We start from the raw sequence: 23,909 nt of genomic DNA, 5'->3' as shown, positions 1-23,909 counted from the left end.
CGCAAGGCAGCTCATAGCGTCAGATAGCTCAGTAAACGGCTCAGCAAGCCCAGGCCGATGACCACGGCAATTACCAGAACAAGGAGCAGCCATGGCCGAAAAGGCCTGCGCTCAACCTGATGCTGGGGGGCGTTGAGGTAGTGTTGGACACGGCTTTGGTCGTCCGGGTTCAGACGGCTGCTCATTTTTGCCTCTTGCAGACGTTGCCTGCTGTCAGTGCGTTATATCGCTGGTGGCTCCAATGGTTCGACTCGCAGCATGTCATCCAGTCGAATGATTCCACTTTGTATCACTCGGGCGGTGATTCCGCCATGGCCGCGTACGGCCTGGAAGGTCCCGTGGCCCAGGCGTTGTTCGAGCCGCGCGCAGGGCTGGCACCAGCCGGTGGTTTCCAGGATTGCCTGACCGACCTTGAATCGTCGGCCTTTGAGGCTGAACAGGTTGATGCCGCTGATGACCAGATTGCGGCGCAGGTCCTGGGGCACGATAGGGTTATCCATAGGCCTGCCCAATAGCGAACTGACCACCGCCAGATGCTCCCACTGAATCAGCGTCACCTGCCGGGCATTGCGCGGGCCGGGGCGTGAGTGGTCGCCGGTCAGTCCAGCTTCGCGCCGCGCCTCCACGGCATCCAGCTCGATCATGTCGAGACGTGATTGCGGGCGCACGCCGATCCAGCGCACCAGGCCTTGTTGAGGCACATCGGCCAGCAGTTCTTGCAAGGGGCTCATAAACTGATTCCAACATCAAAGACGACACTGCGTCCCAAGTTGGTCCGCAGAAAATCCGGAGCGTCCGGATGAGCAAACAATACCCGCGCAAAGGTCGGGCCGACCAGCGACAACGAGCGCCAGCCCTGGCGCAGGTATTCAGTCGGTGGTGGAAAGTGACTGTTGAGATCCAGCACTTCACGCTTGAGGCTGGCAAACGCAATGATATCCAGCTCGCCCAGGTTCAGGCCGCGCTCACGGTAATTGCTGGCCTTCTTGCTTAGCGTGGGAGCCAGCCTGCGCAGCAGCTCGGACGCCGGGATGCGTTTGGGTTTGGCCTCCCGTCGCACCAACTGGCTCAGCGAGAACGCGCTACGTCGTCGCTCCAGTTCCTCGCGCCACTCATCATTTAGGCGCCGGCCTTCATCCAGCACAAAGAACACCTCGAAACAGGCGTCGCGAAACAGCACATCGGGAGGCTCCTGACCCGCAGGCAGAAAGTCTTCATGGCGATGAGGGATGTTCAAGCCTTGCAGCAGGCGTTCACAAACCCAGCGCTCGCGCTCCCACTTTCGCGCATTGGAAAGGAAGGCGTTGGCTTGTTCGGCCTGGCTCGTGAGCAGGCGTAAATAGTCTGAGTCATCCATGGCCCAAGCTTAGCGTCCAAATGTGAACGTGAAAAACAAAGACTTGGCTGTTTCGAGAGTTTTTTGTACCGATTTCAGGCGGCGCAGGCCTGTTGCAAAAAATACCGGTTTTGTTGCCTAAAGCTTTTGTTCTTTGCGCCGAACCCATGGCGAGCCAATTAAATGACGCTCAGGAATTCCTTTCTCGCATGGAACGTAGATGAATCCCTATTTCTCCCTTGGTCTGGTCATCCTGTGTTGCGCCAGCGCATACAGCGGGTCGGCTTTATCCCGTGATTTGCCTGGGCAACATGCCGATCTGTTAGGCGTTTATCAGTCGGCTGCGCTCAACGATGCGCAATTGTCGGCTGCACGTCACGCCTATCAGGCCCAGCGCGAAGCGGTGCCGCAGGCGCGGGCCGGTCTTTTGCCTAATCTGACTGCCGGTGCGACTTCCGAAGTGACTCGTCTTGAGCGTGACGAACCTGCGTTGAGCCGCGAGCGCAGCGGCACAACCTTTCGTGCCAACCTCAACCAGCCATTGTTCCGTATCGATCGCTGGTTTCAATTGAAGGCTGCCCAATCCAGCGTGAGCCAGGCCGAGCTGGAGCTTTCCGCCAGGGAGCAGACCCTGGTGCTCACGGCCGCCCAGGCCTACTTTGAAACCCTGCGCCAACTGGACGGTTTTGCTGCTGCCCAGGCTGAAGAAACCGCACTGCTGCGCCAGCGCGACCAGGCCCAGGGGCGTCTGGAAGATGGCGCTTCGAGTATCACCGACGTGTATGACGCGCAGGCTGCCTATGACAATGCCCGCGCCAACCGTCAGCAGGTACAGCGAAGGGTGGACGATGCCTATGAGGCGCTGGAGCGTCTGACCAAACACACGTACACCTCGATTGCCGGCATGGGCCATCAACTGCCGGTCGAAGCACCTGTTCCTAATGATGCCCGCGCCTGGGTGGATACCGCCGTGCGGCAGAATCTGGAGTTGCAGGCCAGCGAGCATGCGGTCAGTGCCGCCGAACAGACGCTCAACCAGCGCAAGGCCGGGCATGCGCCGACCATCGACGCCGTAGCCTCCTACCGCAAGGGCGACAACGACAGTTTTGGCTACAGCAACCCTACCGACTTCGGCAGTAACGGCTATCGCGAAAAGGTTGCGCAAAGCAGCATCGGTATCGAGCTGAGCATTCCTCTTTATTCGGGCGGGATGACCAACTCCCAGATCAAGGAGTCCACCGAGCGCCTTTATCAGAGCCAGGACGAACAGGAAGACCGTCGTCGGGAAGTGGTGTTGAACACGCGCAATGCCTTTCGCGGTATCAACGCCGGGATAGAGCAGATTACGGCTCGCCGGCAAAGCATTGTGTCTGGTCAGAAGTCCGTGGAAGCCAACCAGGTGGGGGTGGATGTCGGTTCGCGCAATATTGCTGACGTGCTCAATGCCCAACGCCAGTTGTACGCGGCCGTTCGCGACTACAACGATGCCCGTTATGACTACATTCTCGACAATCTCAGGCTTAAACAGGCGGCTGGCACCCTCGGCCCCGATGACCTCAAGGCGCTCGCGTTATACCTGAAACAGGACTATGACCCGGCCCGGGATTTTCTGCCGCCAGGGCTTTGAGCGAGGTTTTTGAGGTTGTGTAGCTCAAAAGTAACGATGTCGATACATTAGTTTCCAAAAATGTGATATTCGTCACAGTGGCTTATTGCTACTATTTAACAACTTGATCAGATTTGCCCATCCAGGTGGCATGTCGGCAGGGAAGCGCTATGAACGATTCAGGAATGGGCACTGCGGTGCCCGAAAGCGCCCCGCGCCTCGACACTGGCCTGGCCTCGCTGGTCATGCTTGCCCGCTTTCATCAGGTGGCGGCGTCCCCCGACCAACTCGCCCATGAGTTCGGCAGCCCTGACCAGAACCTGTCCCTGGAAAGCCTGCTGCTGGCCGCCCGCAAGCTCGGTCTCAAGGCCAAGGTAGCCAAAACCAGCACAGAACGTCTGGACCGTACGCCATTGCCTGCCATCGCGGCGGATAACAACGGCGGCTTCTTTATCATTGCGCGTCTGGACCAAGGCAAGGCGTTGATCCATGACCCTCTCGCCCAGCGTCCGGAAGTCATTACCTTCGAGGCCTTGCAAGAGCGTTGGACCGGCCAGTTGGTGCTGATCCGCTCTGAAGCCGGTACGCCGGGTGAGTCCTCCCGTTTCGATTTCACCTGGTTCATCCCGGCCATCGTCAAATACCGCAAGCTGCTGGGCGAAGTGATGCTGGTGTCCTTTGTGCTGCAGATATTCTCCCTGATCACGCCGCTGTTCTTTCAGGTGGTCATGGACAAGGTGTTGGTCCACCACGGCCTGACGACGCTGGACGTGATCGCCATCGGCCTGGCTGGCGTCATGCTGTTCGAGTCGGCGCTGTCGGGCTTGCGCACCTATGTATTTGCCCACACCGCCAGCCGCATCGATGTCGAACTCGGCTCGAAATTGTTCCGTCACCTGATTACCTTGCCGCTGTCGTACTTTCAGGCGCGTCGCGTGGGGGATTCGGTGGCGCGGGTTCGGGAGCTGGAAAACATCCGCAACTTCCTGACTGGCAACGCCATCACCCTGCTGCTGGATGTGCTGTTCTCCGTGGTCTTCATTGCAGTGATGTTCTACTACAGCGGCTGGCTGACTTTGATCGTTTTGCTATCGCTGCCGCTTTACGTGCTGGTGTCGGTGCTGATTACCCCGGTGCTGCGCAAACGCCTCAACGACAGCTTTGCCCGTGGTGCCGAGAACCAGGCCTTCCTGGTGGAAACCGTCAACGGCATCGACACCCTCAAGTCCATGGCCGTGGAACCCCAGGCCATCCGCAAGTGGGACAACCAGCTCGCGGGGTATGTCGCTGCCGGTTTCAAGACCCAGAACCTGTCGACCATTGCCAACGAAAGCGTCTCCTTGATCGGCAAGCTGGTCACCGTCGCGACCTTGTGGTTCGGCGCCCGATTGGTGATCGACGGCCAGCTTTCGGTGGGCCAGTTGATTGCCTTCAATATGCTGGCCGGGCGTGTGGCCCAGCCGATCATGCGCCTGGCGCAACTGTGGACCAACTTCCAGCAGACCGGTGTCTCTGTTCAGCGTCTGGGCGACATCCTCAATACCCGTAACGAACTTTCCCAGGCCACCCGCAGCGCCTTGCCGCCCATCAAGGGGCGTATCGAGTTCGATCAGGTGCATTTCCGCTATCGCCCGGACGGTTCTGAGATCCTGCGCGGCATCAACCTCACCATCATGCCGGGCCAGGTGATTGGTGTCGTGGGGCGCTCGGGGTCGGGCAAAAGCACCCTGACACGCCTGTTGCAGCGGCTTTATGTCCCCGAACGTGGTCGCGTGCTGGTGGATGGCATGGACCTCGCTCTGGCTGACGTGTCCTCGCTGCGTCGACAAATCGGTGTGGTGCTGCAAGACAACATGCTGTTCAACCGCAGCATCCGCGAAAACATTGCCCTGAGCGATGCCGGCGCGCCGCTGGAAACCGTGATGCAAATGGCCAAGCTGGCCGGTGCTCACGACTTCATTCTGGAGTTGCCGGAAGGTTACGACACCATGGTCGGTGAGCATGGTGCCTCGCTCTCGGGTGGTCAGCGCCAACGTATCGCTATTGCCCGTGCCCTGATGGGCAACCCGCGCATCCTGATCTTCGACGAAGCCACCAGTGCGCTGGACTATGAATCCGAACGCATCGTCCAGCAGAACATGCAGGCCATCTGCAAGGGCCGCACCGTCATCATCATTGCTCACCGGTTGTCGGCGGTGCGCGATGCCAACCGTATCGTGGTCGTCGATCGCGGGCAGATCGTCGAACAAGGTACCCACGCCGAACTGCTGACGCATCAGGCTGGCCATTACTCACGTCTGCATCGCCTGCAGCAAGGAGGCGGTCATGTCTAACGCCGAATCAAACGGACTGCTGCAACGTTATCGCCGGGTATGGCGTCAGTCCTGGCGTCGCCGCCATGAAATGGATGCGCCCAAGCGTCTGGCCCATGAAGTGCAATTCCTGCCCGCAGCCCTGGAGTTGCAGGACAAACCCAGCCACCCCGCACCAAGAATCTTCATGTGGGCGATCATGGTTTTTGCTGCGCTGGCCTTGCTCTGGGCCTGCCTGGGCAGGATAGATGTAGTGGCCACCGCCAGCGGCAAGGTCATCCCCAGCGGCAAGACCAAAACCATCCAGTCCAGCGAGACGGCGGTGGTCAAGGCGATTCATGTGCGTGACGGACAGTCGGTCAAGGCTGGCCAGTTGCTGCTGGAACTGGACTCCACAGCCGCCGATGCCGATGTCGGGAGGGTACGCAGCGACCTGCTGGCAGCACGTATCGACAACGCCCGTGCCGCCGCCATGCTCGATGCCATCAACCAGCGCAAACCACCGCGGGACCTGACCGGTATCATTCGCGATGCCGATCCCGAACATGTCCTTGCTGCCGAGCGCTGGCTGCAAGGCCAGTATCAGGAGTACCGCAGCAGCCTCGACCTGGCCGAAGCCGAAATCCAGCAACGCCAGGCCGATATCCAGGCGGCACGCATCCAGGTCGCGAGCCTGCAGAAAACCCTGCCGATCGCCACCAAACTGGCCAACGACTACGAAAACCTGCTGAAAAAACAATACATCGCTCGCCACGCCTACCTGGAAAAGGAACAGGCTCGTCTCGATCTTGAGCGACAACTCAGTGTGCAACAGGCCAGCGTCCTGCAATCCACCGCCGCCCGCCAGGAAGCCGAACGCCGTCGCGAAGGCGTGGTCGCCCAAACCCGTCGCGCCATGCTCGACCTGCTGCAGCAGGCCGACCAGAAAATCGCCACCTTCAGCCAGGACCTGACCAAGGCCCGTTACCAGGAAGACCTCACCACCCTCGAAGCGCCGGTGGATGGCACTGTTCAGCAACTGAACGTCCACACCGTCGGCGGCGTCGTCACCCCCGCACAACCCCTGATGGTCCTCGTCCCCGATGGCCAGCCCGTGGAAGTGGAAGCCATGCTGGAAAACAAGGACGTCGGCTTCGTCCGCGCCGGCCAGCCCGTTACCGTCAAAGTCGAAACCTTCACCTTCACCAAGTACGGCACCATCGAAGGCGAAGTCATCAGCGTCTCCAGTGACGCCATCGAAGACGAAAAACGCGGCTTGATCTACAGCAGCAAGATCCGCCTTAACAGCGACACGCTGAATATCAATGGCGTGGATATCAAGTTGTCGCCGGGTATGGCGGTGACGGCGGAAGTTAAGACTAACAAGCGGCGGGTTATTGAGTATTTCCTGAGTCCGTTGCAGCAGCATGCGTCGGAGAGTTTGAGGGAGCGGTAGTTTAATGTTTCGCTTCTAGTGGTTGTTTTTTAACTAAGCGTTTAGTTGTGTTTGGTGTGCTTCTGCGATCTTGGGATCGTGATGCCGGTGCTGGTTAACAGATTTACTCTCTATATTGAAAGGGGTTTGGTTATGAGCGTGTCGATTGGGGCTGACGGCATTACGGTCAAAGATTCAGCGGGAAATACTCTGAATATTGGTACCGGCGGAGCTATCAAGGTTTCAGACAAAAATGGTAATGAAGTCGGATATTCTGGTGGAGAACTTTCCTATACTTGGGGGGCAGGTAATACAACGGTAAAAGGTAATGGGAACGGGGAGGTTGGTATCTCTGTTGGCCTGCCTGGCGGCGCTTCGGTAGAGCTGTCTGGGCAGGTGAACGGTGGCGGTGCCACTCTGACCAAGGCAGAGATATCCGGCCCCGAAATCGGCATAAAAAGTCCCTATGGTGCGATAGAACTGACAGGGCAACCGAAAGCGACCTATACCCCTGAGGGCGGCTGGACCCTGGAAACTGAACAAGGTGCAAAAATTGTAGGTCAGAGTCTCACTGATATTGCGGAGACTTTCTATAACTTGGTAGAGGGGTCGTGGACCGGCCAACTCATGAAAACGCGTGGCGAATGGATTGAATCGCAGTCAGACTTGTCTCACGCTGAGTGGCTAAAACAGAAACTTGGACATCCTGGAGTCGGTTTTGGTACGTATTCCCAGTTAAGTGCTGCGCTTCAGTTTGTCGACCCTTTGATTCTTGATCTTGACGGTGACGGAATCGAAACGGTATCCAGCAATATCGGAATTGTTTTCGATCATGATGGCGACGGTCATAAGACCGGTACTGGGTGGGTTGGCTCTGATGACGGTTTGCTGGTCATGGACCTCAATGGCGACAACATTATCAATAATGGTACTGAGTTGTTTGGTGTGGACCGGGTGATGTCCAATGGTGTCAAGGCCACTAACGGTTTTGAAGCTCTGGCTGATCTGGACAGTAACGCCGACGGCATCTTTGACGTAGCGGATGAGAACTTTAACGTGGTCAAGGTTTGGCGTGATGCTAACCAAGACGGTATTTCTCAGACGTCAGAGCTCAAGACGCTAGACGAGCTGGGAATTACCGGTATCGGGTTACAGAGCGTTGAAAGCGGCTATGGAAATAACGGTAATATTATTACCGCGACAGGCTCCTACACGCATACCGACGTTCAGAGCGGGGAGTCTGTGAATAGTGCGGTAGGTAGCATTAATTTTGTAAAGAATACCTTTTATCGAGAGTTTTCTGACACGATTGAGATCAGCTCTGAAGTAGCCGCGTTGCCTGAAATGACTGGCTCCGGTGCTGTGCGCGATCTGCGGCAGGCAGCGATGATTAATAGCGATCTTCAGGATGTGCTGGCCGTTTACAAGTCGACAACCAGCCGTCAGGGACAGATTGCATTAATAGATAGCCTGGTGGCTGCCTGGGCCGACACCAGTACGCTCAAGAGTTTTGACGAACGGGTAGAAGACCTCTCTACCATGGGTTATCAGGTTCGCTTCTCCTATTCTTGGGAAAAGCCCAATAATGAATTTATCGCCAGTAACAATGGCGGTGCAGGTGGTCAGCCCATCCCATCTCGTGAACCGACTGCCAGCCAGCTAGAAATTAAGGCTGTGATCGAAAAGATCAAAATTCTTGAGGCCTTTACGGGTATTGAGTATTTCAGGTTCGCCAAAGAGGAGTCAGGTGAAGAGGAAAAGAAACAGGTATTTGTTTCATCTTCCACAGGTGATCGTAGAACGGGTGGGGTTCGCTCTGTTTCTTATCCAATTGGAACTGTCTATGTCACGGAGGAGATGTTTACATTTCAGGCACAGCAGATCACTCAGATCAACAAGGCTTACGATACTCTGACGTCTTCGGTTTATTCAAGTCTGGTGCTTCAGACACGGTTAAGTGATTATGTGTCGCAGCTGCGCTTTACTCTCAGCGCCGAGGGATTAGGTGTTGATACATCTCGTATAACCCAGAAACTCATTGAGACTCATGCCGCTGACCCCGTTCAGGGCATTGTTGATGCGTCAGAGCTTTCTATTGGTATGGAGAATGGAGAGTGGGGTGAGCAACTGAGTATCTGGTTGGCTGAACTGACAGATGCCCAGAAGTTGCAGCTGAGAGAATTGTATTCAGGTGTAAATAAAGTTTTCATAGGGGATTCAAGCAATGACTCGCAACTAGGATCTGTTGTCGAGGATTATCTTCACGGTGGGGCGGGGGAAGACAATCTTGTCGGTAATGAGGGTAATGATGTTTTGGTGGGGGGTGAAGGTAATGACGCAATTTACGGTGGTGTAGGAGACGATATTCTTGTTGGCGGTGTGGGTGCCGATAGACTTTCGGGTGATGAAGGCAATGACCTGCTAAATGGTGGGGCAGGTAATGATGACCTGTCCGGTGGTGCGGGTTCAGATAAGTATTATTTTAGCCGCGGGTGGGGGCAAGATGCCGTCAGGAATTATGATCTCAGTACTGGCAAACGTGACGTAATCGAATTTTCTGCTGATATTTCGCCTGCCGATATTGAGGTTTCACGTAGCTACTTAGATCTGGTTCTCTCGCTTAGGGGGAGTGCCGACAAGATTACGGTTTATGGCTATTTTTCAAATGATGGGGTTAGCAGTTACCAGCTTGAAGCCATTCATTTCGCCAATGGTGTCATGTGGGAATTGGAGCAAATAAAAGCTTTCGTTTCGGTACCTACGTCTGGAAATGACGTGATATGGGGTTACTCCTCGAACGACGTTTTAAGTGGCGGTCTGGGTGATGACACCCTGTATGGTCAGTCAGGTAACGACACCCTTCAAGGGGGGGCCGGTACTGATAGTCTCTTGGGCGAAGCCGGTGACGATACTCTGCTCGGTGAAACCGGAAATGACTATCTGTACGGAGGTACTGGTAACGACCAGTTATCGGGTGGTGAGGGCTCGGACTACCTTTATGGCGACCTGGGCAATGACCAACTGGATGGTGGCCTGGGTAACGATTACCTGTCTGGCGGAGAAGGTTCCGACACTTACCGCTTCAGCCGCGGCTGGGGCCAGGACTCGATCAACGACTACGACTCAAGCACCGGCAAGGTCGATGCTATCGAGTTCGCAGCCGATATTCTTCCGACAGATATCGTTGTCACCCGCTCAGGCAGTGATCTGGTGCTGTCGCTGAAAAACGCCACGGACAGGATCACGGTTTCCAGCTACTTCCAGAATGATGGTGTTTCCCCCTATGTACTGGAACAGATCCGTTTTGCTGATGGCACGACCTGGAGTCTTGATCAGATCAAGGCTTTTGCCGTCATTGCTACAGACGGCAATGACAGTCTCTGGGGCTACGCCACTGATGACACCCTGAGCGGCGGTCTGGGTGATGACAATCTGTATGGTCAGTCAGGCAACGATACCCTTCAAGGGGGTGCCGGTACGGACAGTCTCTCGGGCGAAGCCGGTGACGATACCCTGCACGGCGAAGCCGGAAATGACTATCTGTACGGTGGTACTGGTAACGACCGGTTATCGGGTGGTGAGGGTTCGGACTACCTTTATGGCGACCTGGGCAATGACCAACTGGATGGTGGCCTGGGTAACGATTACCTCTATGGAGGAGAAAGCTCCGACACTTACCTTTTCAGCCGTGGCTGGGGCCAGGACTCGATCAACAACTACGACTCAAGCACCGGCAAGGTCGATGCTATCGAGTTTGCAGCCGATATTCTCCCGACAGATATCATCATCACCCGCTCAGGCAATGATCTGCTCCTATCGCTGAAAAACTCTACGGACAGGATCACGGTTTCCAGCTACTTCCAGAATGATGGTGTTACCCCCTATGTACTGGAACAGATCCGTTTTGCTGACGGCACCACCTGGAGTATTGATCAGATCAAGGCTTTTGCTGTCATTGCTACAGACGGCAATGACAATCTCTGGGGCTACGCCACTGATGACACCCTGAGCGGCGGTCTGGGTGATGACAGCCTGTATGGTCAGGCAGGCAATGACACCCTTCAAGGTGGTGCCGGTACGGACAGTCTCTCGGGCGAAGCCGGTGACGATACTCTGCTCGGTGAAGCCGGAAATGACTATCTGTACGGTGGAACTGGTACCGACCAGTTGTCTGGTGGCGAGGGCTCGGACTACCTGACTGGCGGCGATGGCAATGACACCCTGGCAGGCGATGCAGGCAACGACACGCTGTATGGCGATTCGGGTAACGATCAACTGGATGGCGGTATCGGCAACGATTATCTGATAGGGGGGGATGGCTCCGATACCTACCGCTTCAGCCGTGGCTGGGGCCAGGACTCGATCAACAACTACGACTCAAGCACCGGCAAGGTCGATGCTATCGAGTTTGCAGCAGATATTCTCCCGACAGATATCATCATCACCCGTTCAGGCAATGATCTGGTGCTGTCGCTGAAAAACGCCACTGACAGGATCACGATTTCCAGCTACTTCCAGAATGATGGTGTTACCCCCTATGTACTGGAACAGATCCGTTTTGCTGACAGCACCACCTGGAGTATTGATCAGATCAAGGCTTTTGCTGTCAGTGCTACAGACGGCAATGACAATCTCTGGGGCTACGCTACTGATGACACCCTGAGCGGCGGTCTGGGTGATGACAGCCTGTATGGTCAGGCAGGCAATGACACCCTTCAAGGTGGTGCCGGTACGGACAGTCTCTCGGGCGAAGCCGGTGACGATACTCTGCTCGGTGAAGCCGGAAATGACTATCTGTACGGTGGAACTGGTACCGACCAGTTGTCTGGTGGCGAGGGCTCGGACTACCTGACTGGCGGCGATGGTAATGACACTCTGGCAGGCGATGAAGGCAACGACACGCTGTATGGCGATTCGGGTAACGATCAACTGGATGGCGGTATCGGCAACGATTATCTGATAGGGGGGGATGGCTCCGATACCTACCGCTTCAGCCGTGGCTGGGGCCAGGACTCGATCAACAACTACGATTCGAGTACGGGCAAGACCGATGCTATCGAGTTCGCAGCCGATATTCTGCCGAGCGATATCATCATCACCCGGTCAGGCAATGATCTGGTTCTTTCGCTGAAAAATGCCACTGACAAAGTTACTGTTTCCAGCTACTTCCAGAATGACGGCGATACTCCATACGCTATAGAGCAGATCCGCTTCGCTGACGGTACGCAGTGGAACGTCAAGCAAGTCAAGATCATGGCTGCCTTTACCAGTACCGACGGTAGTGATGTTCTTACGGGGTACGCCTCTGATGACCGTGTCAGTGGTGGCCTGGGAGGCGACACCCTCAATGGCCTTGCCGGTGACGATGTTCTGAATGGCGATGGCGGTAACGACACCTTAAACGGTGGCATTGGCCAGGACACCTTGAATGGTGGTGCCGGCTCGGATTACCTGAATGGCGAAGACGGTAACGACATCCTTGATGGCGGCACCGGCAACGATACCCTTGACGGTGGTCGTGGCTCCGACACTTACCGGTTTGCCAAGGGCTATGGTCAGGACGTTATCAATAACGGAACCTACGGCGAAACGGCGGCAGACAAGATCGATGCCATCCAGTTCGACGGCCTCAATCCGGCCGATCTGCGGTTCTCTCGTTCGAGCGACGACCTTGTCATTCAGATCAAGGCGACAGGCGATACCCTGACCGTACGCTCGCATTTCAGCCAGGAAGGCACCTCGACCAATGCCATCGATCAACTGAAGTTTGCCGATGGTTCCGTATGGGATGGCGCGCAGATCAAGTCTGTTGTTGTTCAGGCTTCGGAAGGTGCTGATACCTTCACAGGTTATGCCACAGCAGACAACCTCTCCGGGCTGGACGGAAATGACACGCTCAGTGGCCGTGCAGGCGATGACGTGCTTGACGGTGGCAACGGTGCGGACACCTTGAATGGTGACGAAGGTAACGACACCTTGCTGGGTGGTGCAGGTAATGACTCGCTCAGCGGCGGCTATGGCAATGACGTGCTGGATGGCGGTAGCGGTAACGACTCGCTGGATGGCGGCTATGGCTCCGATACCTATATCTTCCGCAAGGGCTCTGGCCAGGACAGCATTTCCAACGGTGTCTACAACGAAACTGCGGTGGGCAAGCAGGATGTGATCCGTCTGGAAGGGCTTAACCTGGGCGACATCAGCTTGCGTCGCGAGTCCAGTGATCTTGTTATCCAGATCAAGGAAACCGGCGATACCCTCCGTGTTTCCTCACACTTCTCTCCTGCCAGCACTTACTACAACTACGCCATCGATCAACTGCAATTCGCTGACGGTACGGTCTGGGGCGTGGAGCAAATCAAGGCGTCGCTGCTGACGGGCGGCGAGTTCAACGACACGCTTACCGGTTACGAAACAGACGATACCCTTCAAGGTCTGGCAGGTAATGACACGCTGTATGGTGCCCTTGGCAACGACACTCTGCTGGGAGGTGCCGGGCGCGATACGTTATATGGCGACGACGGTGATGACACGCTGCTCGGCGGTGCCGACAACGACAGTCTGAGTGGCGGAAACGGTAACGATGTTCTGGATGGCGGTGCGGGTAATGACACGCTTGAAGGCGGCAAGGGATCGGACACCTATATCTTCGCCAAAGGGGCTGGCTCCGATGCAATCGATAACTCGACTTACAACGATACGACCGTCAACAAACTCGATGTAGTGCGTCTCGATGGCTTGAATGGCGAAGACGTCAGTCTGCGTCGCGAGTCCGATGATCTGATTGTGCAGATTCGCCAGACCGGTGAGACCCTGCGCATCCGTTCGCATTTCAGTGCTGAATCCAGCAACTGGAGTTATGCCATCGACCAACTGCAGTTCGCCGATGGCACCGTCTGGGATCGTGCGCAGATCACCGCAGCCCTTCTCGATGGCACTGAAAGCAACGATACCCTCACGGGTTATGACACGGCCGATACGCTGTCCGGGCTGGCAGGCAATGACACCCTCTATGGCCGCAATGGCAATGATGTGCTCGATGGCGGTGATGGCAGAGACATCCTCTACGGCGAAGCAGGCGATGACACTCTGCTGGGTGGTGCAGGCAATGACACGCTGACCGGTGGTTCCGGCAACGACATTCTGGACGGCGGCAGCGGCAATGACTCGCTGGACGGTGGCTTTGGCTCCGATACCTATGTGTTCCGCAAAGGCTCGGGCCAGGACACCATCAGCAACTATGCCTACAACGACACGACGCCGAACAAGCTCGATGTTGTGCGTCTGGAAGGCTTGAACGCCGATGATGTGAGTATCCGCCGCGAGTCCGACGATCTGCTGATCCAGATCCGTCAGACCGGCGAAACCCTGCGGGTCGGATCGCATTTCTACAGCGATCAAAGCTACGGCTATGCGATCGATCAGTTGCAGTTCGCTGATGGCACGGTCTGGGACCAGGCCAAAATCACTTCAGCGCTTTTGATTGGCACGGAGGGCAACGACAACATTACCGGTTATGCGACGGCTGATGAACTGGTCGGTCTGGAAGGCGACGACGTACTCTATGGTCGTGCTGGTGACGATCTGCTGAGCGGTGGTGATGGTCGCGATACCCTCTACGGCGAAGAGGGCAATGACACTCTTCTGGGCGGTATCGGCAACGACAGCCTGAGCGGTGGCAACGGCAACGATATTCTGGACGGCGGTGCGGGCAACGATTCGCTTGAGGGCGGAAAAGGCTCGGATACTTATATTTTCCGCAAGGGGGCCGGGCAGGACACCATCAGCAACTATGTCTACAACGACACCACGGCCAACAAGCTGGATGTCGTTCGTCTGGAGGGCTTGAATACCGGCGATGTCAGTATCCGCCGAGACTCCGACGACCTGCTGATCCAGATTCGCCAGACGGGCGAAACTCTGCGGGTCAGCTATCACTTCAACACTGATCAAAGCTATGGCTATGCGATCAACCAGTTGCAGTTTGCCGATGGCACTGTCTGGGACGAGGCGCAGATCACGGCAGCCTTGCTGGTGGGTACCGAGGGCGATGACAGTGTTACTGGCTATGCCAGCGACGATAACCTCATCGGTCAGTCGGGCAATGACACCCTGAGTGGCCGTGCTGGCGATGACCTGCTCGACGGTGGGGACGGTAAGGACACACTCTCCGGCGAGGAAGGTAACGATACGCTGCTGGGTGGCGCAGGTAACGATGCTCTGAGCGGTGGAACGGGTAACGACCTGCTTGACGGTGGTGCCGGTAACGACACCCTGGACGGCGGTAAAGGCTCTGACACCTATGTATTCGGCAAGGGGTATGGCCGCGACACTATCAACAATTATGCCTACAACGACACCACGCCGGACAAGCTGGATATTGTGCGTCTGGAGGGGCTGACCACGGAAGATGTCAGCATCCGCCGCGAGTCTGATGACCTGGTGATCCAGATTCGTCAGACGGGCGAAACCCTGCGGGTCAGCTCGCATTTCTACAGCGATCCAAGCTATGGCTATGCGATCAACCAGTTGCAGTTCGCTGACGGTGTCGTCTGGGATCAGGCTCAGATCACAGCAGCCTTGCTGATTGGCACAGAAACCGACGACAGCATTACCGGTTACGCGAGCGATGACCGTTTGTCCGGCGCCCAGGGCAACGACATTCTCTACGGCCGTGCCGGTAACGACACCCTGGAAGGTGGTGACGGCAAGGACACGCTCTACGGTGAAGATGGCAACGATACGCTGCTGGGCGAGGCAGGCAATGACACCCTCACCGGTGGCTATGGCAATGACACCCTGGACGGCGGCGCTGGTAATGACTCGCTGGATGGCGGCTATGGCTCCGACACCTATGTGTTCCGCAAGGGCTCGGGCCAGGACACCATCAGCAACTATGCCTACAACGACACCACGGTCAACAAACTGGACGTGATCCGTCTGGAGGGCCTGAACGCTGCCGATGTGGTGATGCGCCGTGAGTCCGATGACCTGATCATTCAGATCAAGGACAGCGGTGAAACCCTGCGGGTCAGCTCGCATTTCAGCACCAGCGTTCTCTATGGCTATAACATTGACCAGGTGCAGTTTGCCGATGGTACGGTGCTGAGCAATGAGCAGATTCGTACGGCGTTGCTGGCCGGTTCGGAAGTCGATGAGACCCTTACAGGTTACGAGTCTGCCGACAGCCTCTTCGGCCTGTCGGGCAACGACACCCTGAATGGTCGTGCCGGTGACGATATCCTCGACGGTGGCGATGGCCGTGACACCCTCAACGGTGAGGATGGCAACGACACGCTGCTGGGTGGCGCAGGCAATGACACGCTGAACGGTGGTTATGGCAACGACACCCTGGACGGCGGCAGTGGTAATGACTCACTGGATGGCGGCTATGGCTCCGACACTTATGTGTTCCGCAAGGGGGCGGGCCAGGACACCATCAATAACTATTCCTACAACGACACCACGGCCAACAAGCAGGACGTGATCCGTCTGGAAGGTCTGAACGCTGGTGATGTAGTGATGCGTCGTGAGTCCGATGACCTGATCATCCAGATCAAGGACAGCGGTGAAACCTTGCGGGTCAGCTCGCACTTCTACAGCAGTGCGATCTATGGCTATGGCATCGATCAGGTGCAGTTTGCCGATGGCACGGTACTGACGAATGAGCAGATTCGTACGGCGTTGCTGACCGGTACCGAAGTCGATGAAACCCTTACAGGTTACGAGTCTGCCGACAGTCTGTTCGGCCTGTCGGGCAACGACACCCTGAATGGTCGTGCCGGTGATGACATTCTCGACGGTGGTGACGGCCGCGACACCCTTAACGGTGAAGACGGTAACGACACGTTACTGGGTGGTGCAGGCAATGACACGCTGACTGGCGGTTATGGCAACGACACCTTGGACGGCGGTATCGGTAACGACTCGCTGGACGGTGGCTACGGCTCCGACACTTACGTGTTCCGCAAGGGCTCGGGCCAGGACACCATCAGCAACTACGCCTACAACGACACCACGGCCAACAAACTGGACGTGATTCGTCTGGAAGGCCTGAATGCTGCCGATGTGGTGATGCGCCGTGAGTCCGATGACCTGATCATCCAGATCAAGGACGGCGGTGAAACCCTGCGGGTCAGCTCGCACTTCAGCACCAGCGTTCTCTACGGCTATAACATTGACCAGATTCAGTTTTCCGATGGCACGACGCTGAGCAACGAACAGATTCGTACGGCTCTGCTGACCGGTACCGAAGTTGATGAGACCGTTACAGGTTACGAGTCGGCAGACAATCTGTTCGGCCTGTCGGGCAACGACACCCTGAATGGTCGTGCCGGTGACGATATCCTCGACGGCGGCGATGGCAATGACACCCTCAATGGTGGAGATGGCAACGACACTCTGGATGGAGGCAGTGGCAATGACTTGTTGAGTGGTGACTACGGCTCCGACACCTACGTATTCCGCAAGGGCTCGGGCCAGGACACCATCAGCAACTACGCCTACAACGACACCACCGCCAACAAACTGGACGTGATCCGTCTGGAGGGCCTGAACGCTGCCGATGTGGTGCTGCGCCGTGAGTCCGATGACCTGATCATCCAGATCAAGGACAGCGGTGAAACCCTGCGGGTCAGCTCGCATTTCAGCACCAGCGCTCTCTACGGCTATAACATTGATCAGGTGCAGTTTGCCGATGGTACGGTGCTGAGCAATGAGCAGATTCGTACAGCGCTGCTGACCGGTACGGAAGTCGATGAGACCCTGACAGGGTACGAGTCGGCAGACAGTCTGTTTGGCCTGTCGGGCAACGACACCCTGAATGGCCGTGCCGGTGATGACATCCTCAACGGTGGCGATGGCCGTGACACCCTCAATGGTGGAGATGGCAACGACACTCTGGATGGAGGCAGTGGCAATGACTCGTTGAGTGGTGACTACGGCTCCGATACCTACGTATTCCGCAAGGGCTCGGGCCAGGACACCATCAACAACTACGCCTACAACGACACCACGGCCAACAAACTGGACGTGATTCGCCTGGAAGGCCTGAATGCCGACGATGTGGTACTGCGCCGTGAGTCCGATGATCTGATTATCCAGATCAAGGACAGCGGTGAAACCTTGCGGGTCAGCTCGCACTTCAGCACCAGCGTTCTCTACGGCTATAACATTGATCAGGTGCAATTTGCCGATGGGGTGATCTGGAACAAGGAAGACATCAGCGCCAATCTGTTCACACCTGCAGTGGTCAGTGCATTGACTGTCTCCGGCACGGAAGGAAGCGAAACCCTCACCGGTGGTGCCGGTAACGATACGCTCTACGGTTATGGTGGCGACGATGTGCTAGACGGTGGTGCCGGTAATGACCGTCTGGACGGTGGTTCTGGCAATGACACCTATCTGTTTGGCGCAGGTTCAGGCCAGGATACTGTCTCGGCTTATGATCCAGCGCAGAACAAGGTCGATACCGTCAGGCTGGTCGGGCTCAACAGCAGCGATGTCACTGTGACTCGCGAAAGTAATGACCTGGTGATCAAGGTAATCGGTACCACGGACATCCTCCGAGTCAGCAGCCACTTTGTCAGCGATGCGACTTATGGTTATCAGATCAGCCAGATCCAGTTTGCAGATGGCAGCATCTGGGATCAGCAGGCCATCAAGACCCAGGTGCTACAGGGCAGTGATGTCGACCAGTCTCTGTGGGGCTACGCCAGTGATGACCAGATCGATGGTGGTGCTGGTGACGATACCCTCAGCGGTGGTGCTGGCAACGACAGTCTGGTCGGTGGTTCCGGTGCCGATACCCTGAACGGTGAAGAGGGTAATGATCTGCTGCAAGGTGGTGCCGGTAATGACACCCTCAACGGTGGTGTCGGCAACGATGTGCTTGATGGCGGTGCGGGCAATGACCGTCTGGATGGCGGTGCCGGTGATGACACCTACCTGTTCGGCAAGGGCTCGGGCCAGGACATTGTCTCGGCTTATGATTCAACGCAGAACAAGGTCGATACCGTCAGGCTGGTCGGGCTGAACAGCAGCGATGTGATTGTTTCCCGGGAAAGCAATGACCTGGTGATCAGGGTGATCGGTACCACGGACAGCATTCGAGTCAGCAGCCACTTCGTGAGCGATGCGACCTATGGTTATCAGATCAGCCAGATCCAGTTCGCAGATGGCACTGTCTGGGATCAGCAGGCCATCAAGACCCAGGTGCTGAAGGGGCGTGATGCCGATCAGTCTATGTGGGGCTACGCCAGCGATGATCTGATCGAAGGTGGTGCCGGTGCCGATACCCTGAATGGTGAAGAGGGTAACGATCTGCTGCAAGGCGGTGCCGGTAATGACACCCTCAACGGTGGCGCCGGTAACGATGTACTTGATGGTGGTGCGGGCAATGATCGTCTGGATGGCGGTGCCGGTGACGATACCTACCTGTTCGGCAAGGGCTCGGGCCAGGATATTGTCTCGGCTTATGATTCAGCGCAGAACAAGGTCGATACCGTCCAACTGGTCGGGCTGAACAGCAGCGATGTGACCGTCTCCCGTGAAAGCAGTGACCTTGTGATCAGGGTGATCGGTACCACTGACAGCATCCGGGTTAGCAATCACTTCATCAACGATGCGACCTACGGCTATCAGATCAACCAGATCCAGTTTGCCGATGGCAGCATCTGGGATCAGCAGACCATCAAGACTCAGGTACTGGAAGGGCGTGACGCCGACCAGTCTCTGTGGGGCTACGCCACCGATGATCTGATCGAGGGCGGTGCCGGTGATGACAGCCTCAATGGCGGCGCCGGCAACGACAGCCTGTCCGGTGGCTCCGGTGCCGATACCCTGAACGGCGATGAGGGCAACGACCTGCTGCAAGGCGGATCGGGCAGCGACACCCTCAATGGCGGTGCTGGCAACGATGTGCTTGATGGCGGTGCAGGCAATGACCGTCTGGATGGCGGTGCCGGTGACGATACCTACCTGTTCGGTAAAGGAGCGGGTCAGGACACGATCTACTACGCCAATGAAAGCCGTGCAGGCAAGCTCGATCAGGTCAAACTGGTTGATCTCAATGCCGCCGATGTCAGCGTGTCGCGTGATGGTTATGACCTGGTGATTCGTATCAACGGCACGACCGATACCTTGCGCGTGGTTTATCACTTCATGGGTGATGCGACCTCCGGTTATCAGATCGACCGCATCCAGTTTGCCGATGGCAGCGCTTGGGATCAGGACGCGATCAAGACCCAGGTATTGCAAGGCAACGAGGCTGATCAGTCTCTGACGGGGTACGCCACCGATGACCTGATCGAGGCTGGTGCCGGTGACGACACCCTCAGTGGCGGAGCAGGCAACGACAGCCTGTCCGGTGGCTCAGGTGCCGACACCCTGAACGGCGATGAAGGTAACGATCTGCTGCAAGGTGGAGCGGGCAACGACATCCTCTACGGCGGCAACGGCAATGACATCCTGGATGGCGGCGCTGGCAATGACCGTCTTGACGGTGGTGCCGGTGACGACACTTACCTGTTCGGCAAAGGCTCGGGCCAGGACACCATCTACTACGCCAATGAAAGCCGTGCAGGCAAGGTCGATACCATCAAACTGGTTGACCTGAATGCAGCCGATGTCAGCGTTGCACGCGATGGTTATGACCTGGTTGTTCGTATCAACAACACAACCGACAGCTTGCGCGTTGTCTATCACTTCATGAGCGACGCCACGGCTGGTTATCAGATCGATCGCATCGAATTTGCCGACGGCAGCTTCTGGGATCAGAGCGCAATCAAGGCTCAAGTGCTGACCAGCACTCCAGCCGATCAGACCCTCACCGGCTTTGCCAGCGATGACCTGATCGATGGCGGTGCAGGCGACGACACACTCAGTAGCGGTGCTGGCAACGACAACCTCGCGGGTGGTGATGGTGCCGATACCCTGAACGGTGACGAGGGTAACGATCTGCTGCAAGGCGGATCGGGTAACGACATCCTCTACGGCGGCAGCGGCAATGACATTCTCGATGGCGGTGCTGGCAATGACCGTCTGGATGGCGGTGCCGGTGACGATACCTACCTGTTCGGTAAAGGCTCGGGCCAGGACACCATCTACTACGCCAATGAAAGCCGCGTAGACAAGCTCGATCAGGTCAAACTGGTTGATCTCAATGCTGCCGATGTCAGCGTAGCGCGTGATGGTTATGACCTGCTGATTCGCATCAACGGCACGACCGATACCCTGCGTGTCGTGTATCACTTCATGAGCGATGCCACAGCCGGTTATCAGATTGATCGGATTGCGTTCGCTGATGGCAGTTTCTGGGATCAAACCGCGATCAAGGCGCAAGTGCTGCAAGGCACTGAAGCGGATGAAACCCTGGCTGGTACTGGCAGCGATGACACCATCAACGCCTCAGCGGGTGATGATGTCGTCAACGGTGGCAGCGGCAACGATACCCTTTCGGGCGGTAGCGGTGCCGACACCTTGAATGGCGAGGATGGCAACGATGTGCTGAATGGGGGCGACGGCAAGGACACTCTCTACGGCGGCAACGGTAACGATGCACTGGATGGCGGTGCAGGCAATGATCTGCTGGACGGTGGTAATGGCGACGACACTTACCTGTTCGGCAAGGGCTCGGGTCAGGACAGCATCTACTACGCCTATGAAAGCCGTACCGACAAGCTCGATACCGTGAAGTTGACCGACCTGAACACGGCGGATGTCAGCGTGCGCCGTGAAGGCAACGACTTGCTCATTCGTGTGTTGGGCAGCACGGATAGTCTGCGCGTGGTCGGCCACTTCACCAGTGATGCAACCTATGGCTATCAAATCGACCGTATCCAGTTTGCCGATGGAAGCTTCTGGGATCAGGCAGCGATCAAGTCCGCCGTTCTGCAAGGCACCGATGCCGACGAGACGCTGGCAGGTACCGCCAGTGACGACAGCATCGATGCGGGTGCCGGGGACGACACCGTCAACGGTGGCAGTGGCAACGATACGCTGTCAGGCAGCAAGGGCGCAGATACGCTCAATGGTGAAGCCGGAGATGATCTGTTGCTGGGCGGTCTGGGTAACGACACCCTTAATGGCGGTCTTGGTAACGATATCCTTGATGGCGGTGCGGGTAACGATCGTCTCGATGGCGGAGATGGCGACGATACCTATCTCTTTGCCAAAGGGGCCGGTCAGGACACCATTTACTACGCCTATGAAAGTCGTGCGGGCAAGCTCGATACCGTCAAGTTGGTTGACCTGAATGCAGCGGATGTCAGCGTGCGGCGTGATGGTAGCGACCTGCTCATTCGTGTGCTGGGCAGTACTGATAGCCTGCGTGTGGTTTATCACTTCCAGAGTGACGCCACGGGTGGTTATCAAATCGACCGTATCCAGTTCGCCGATGGAAGCTTCTGGGATCAGGCAGCTATCAAGAACCAGGTCCTGCAGGGCAGCGAAGCTGAAGAAACCCTGTCGGGTACCAGTGGTGACGATGTCATCGATGCGGGAGCGGGTGATGACATCATCAATGGCGCAGCCGGTAACGATACTCTGGCCGGCAATGCGGGTGCCGATACCCTGAACGGCAACGAAGGCAATGACCTGCTGCAGGGCGGTTCAGGCAACGACACGCTCAATGGCGGCACCGGCGATGACATCCTTGATGGCGGCTTGGGCAACGATCAACTCGACGGTGGCGAGGGCAACGATACGTATCTGTTCGGCAAGGGGGCGGGTCAAGACACGATTTACTATGCCTATGAAAGTCGTGAGGGCAAGCTCGACACCATCAAGCTCACCGACCTCAATGCCTCTGATGTCAGCGTGCGCCGTGATGGTAACGACCTGATCATCCGGGTGCTGGGCAGCACCGACAGTCTGCGAGTGGTCTACCACTTCCAGGGCGACGCCGCTGGCGGTTATCAAATCGACCGTATCCAGTTTGCCGATGGCAGTTTCTGGGATCAGAACCAGATCAAGTTCCAGGTACTGCAAGGCTCGGGCATCGATGAAACCCTCTCGGGAACGTCCAGCAATGACGTGATCGACGCAGGTGCTGGCGACGACACGGTCAATGGTGGCAGTGGCAATGACACCTTGTACGGCGGTGCTGGCGCTGACGCGCTTAATGGCGATGCGGGCGACGACTGGCTGCAAGGTGGTGTCGGAAATGACACGCTCTATGGCGGAGACGGCAACGACGTCCTGGACGGCGGTGCAGGCAATGACCAACTGAACGGCGGTAACGGCGACGATACCTACCTGTTCGGTAAAGGCGCAGGCCAGGACACCATCTACTACGCCCACGAAGGCCGTACCGGCAAACTCGATACCGTGAAGCTTGCTGATCTCAATGCGAACGATGTCAGCATCGTTCGTGAGAGCAATGATCTGATCATTCGTGTGAACGGTACGACTGACAGTCTGCGAGTGATGAGTCACTTCTCCGAGGACGCCGCGGGCGGCTATCAGATCGACCAACTGCAATTTGCCGATGGCACGATCTGGAACCAGTCGCTCATCAAGTCGCACGTATTGCTCGGCAATGCATCCGATCAGACCCTGCGTGGCTACACCAGTGACGATGTCATCAGCGCTGGCGACGGCGATGACAGTCTCTTTGGTGATGCCGGGAATGACAACCTGTTCGGCGGTGCGGGCACCGATACGCTGTATGGCGACACAGGCAACGATAGCCTGTTCGGTGATGCCGGCAACGACACGCTCTATGGTGGGACGGGCAATGACGTGCTCAATGGCGGCACTGGCAATGACTACCTTAACGGTGGTGATGGCAGTGACACCTACGAGTTCGGCATCGGTTCGGGCAGAGACACCATCAGCAACTACGACACCGGAAGCAGTACGGATGTGTTGCAGTTCGGTGCCGATGTCAGCCTGGAGGACCTGTGGTTCCGCCGCAGTGGCAACGATCTGGAAGTCAGTGTCATCGACACCAACGACAAGGTGTTGGTAAACAATTGGTATGCAGCCAACGACTACCAGGTGGATCAGTTCAAAACGGCCGATGGCAAAACCTTGCTCGACAGCCAGGTACAAAACCTGGTCGACAGCATGGCGTCATTCGGGGTGGATGCCGGTGCAGAGAGAAACCTGACAGCTGCGCAACAAACGCAACTGGAGGCAGTGCTGGCTGCTAACTGGCAGTAAGTTTGAGGAAGAGGTGTGCCGGTAGCGGTGCACTTCTGAATGTCAGAGTATACGAAGCGTCATATTAATATGGCGCTCCGT

General features: G+C 56.8%; 7 protein-coding genes and 2 pseudogenes. 5 read left to right on the top strand and 4 right to left on the bottom strand.

Translation table 11 applies throughout. The features are described 5' to 3' along the window. Positions 1–11 precede the first annotated feature (11 nt). The 3 genes from KGD89_RS21585 to KGD89_RS21575 are packed head-to-tail and all read right to left on the bottom strand — an operon-like array spanning position 12 to position 1,357. Positions 12–185, bottom strand: coding sequence for a DUF3094 family protein (locus KGD89_RS21585; RefSeq protein ID WP_038400033.1), 174 nt, complete (start codon positions 183–185; stop codon positions 12–14). A gap of 36 nt (positions 186–221) precedes the next feature. Next, positions 222–731 carry an MOSC domain-containing protein gene (locus KGD89_RS21580; protein ID WP_025261844.1) on the bottom strand — a complete coding sequence of 170 codons (510 nt, stop codon included), beginning with the start codon at positions 729–731 and terminating at the stop codon, positions 222–224. After that, positions 728–1,357, bottom strand: a complete 630-nt coding sequence (locus tag KGD89_RS21575; protein ID WP_025261843.1) for a DUF1780 domain-containing protein — start codon at positions 1,355–1,357, stop codon at positions 728–730. Before KGD89_RS21575 ends, KGD89_RS21580 begins: the two co-directional genes overlap by 4 nt. A 199-nt stretch (positions 1,358–1,556) precedes the next feature. Between KGD89_RS21575 and KGD89_RS21570 the strand changes: the two genes are divergently transcribed. The 3 genes from KGD89_RS21570 to KGD89_RS21560 all read left to right on the top strand — a co-directional run bounded on the left by KGD89_RS21570 (position 1,557) and on the right by KGD89_RS21560 (position 6,689). Next, entirely contained in the window at positions 1,557–2,963 is a 1,407-nt protein-coding gene (locus KGD89_RS21570) for a TolC family outer membrane protein (RefSeq protein ID WP_025261842.1), read from the top strand. Positions 2,964–3,112: 149 nt separating this feature from the next. After that, positions 3,113–5,275, top strand: coding sequence for a type I secretion system permease/ATPase (locus tag KGD89_RS21565; protein WP_025261841.1), 2,163 nt, complete (start codon positions 3,113–3,115; stop codon positions 5,273–5,275). Then, positions 5,268–6,689 carry an HlyD family type I secretion periplasmic adaptor subunit gene (locus tag KGD89_RS21560; RefSeq protein WP_025261840.1) on the top strand — a complete coding sequence of 474 codons (1,422 nt, stop codon included), beginning with the start codon at positions 5,268–5,270 and terminating at the stop codon, positions 6,687–6,689. The genes KGD89_RS21565 and KGD89_RS21560 overlap by 8 nt, the downstream gene beginning before the upstream one ends. A gap of 714 nt (positions 6,690–7,403) precedes the next feature. Here KGD89_RS21560 and KGD89_RS21555 read toward each other — a convergent pair. Beyond that, complete coding sequence (locus KGD89_RS21555; protein ID WP_025261839.1) at positions 7,404–7,754, bottom strand: hypothetical protein; 351 nt, start codon at positions 7,752–7,754, stop codon at positions 7,404–7,406. Positions 7,755–8,012: 258 nt separating this feature from the next. Between KGD89_RS21555 and KGD89_RS26575 the strand changes: the two are divergent. Further along, positions 8,013–8,987: pseudogene (locus KGD89_RS26575) on the top strand (hypothetical protein); the annotation flags it as partial. Positions 8,988–8,996: 9 nt separating this feature from the next. Continuing rightward, positions 8,997–23,828 (top strand): annotated as a pseudogene (locus tag KGD89_RS21550) (calcium-binding protein); the annotation flags it as partial. Positions 23,829–23,909 lie beyond the last annotated feature (81 nt).

Source organism: Pseudomonas cichorii (assembly GCF_018343775.1).
Taxonomy (GTDB): Bacteria; Pseudomonadota; Gammaproteobacteria; order Pseudomonadales; family Pseudomonadaceae; genus Aquipseudomonas; species Aquipseudomonas cichorii.
This window is presented reverse-complemented; position numbering and strand designations above follow the sequence as displayed.

Bases quoted from the DNA above. Each gene is read 5' to 3' on its own strand.
- KGD89_RS21585 (WP_038400033.1), bottom strand. From the start codon at position 185: ATGAGCAGCCGTCTGAACCCGGACGACCAAAGCCGTGTCCAACACTAC.
- KGD89_RS21580 (WP_025261844.1), bottom strand. From the start codon at position 731: ATGAGCCCCTTGCAAGAACTGCTGGCCGATGTGCCTCAACAAGGCCTG.
- KGD89_RS21575 (WP_025261843.1), bottom strand. From the start codon at position 1,357: ATGGATGACTCAGACTATTTACGCCTGCTCACGAGCCAGGCCGAACAA.
- KGD89_RS21570 (WP_025261842.1), top strand. From the start codon at position 1,557: ATGAATCCCTATTTCTCCCTTGGTCTGGTCATCCTGTGTTGCGCCAGC.
- KGD89_RS21565 (WP_025261841.1), top strand. From the start codon at position 3,113: ATGAACGATTCAGGAATGGGCACTGCGGTGCCCGAAAGCGCCCCGCGC.
- KGD89_RS21560 (WP_025261840.1), top strand. From the start codon at position 5,268: ATGTCTAACGCCGAATCAAACGGACTGCTGCAACGTTATCGCCGGGTA.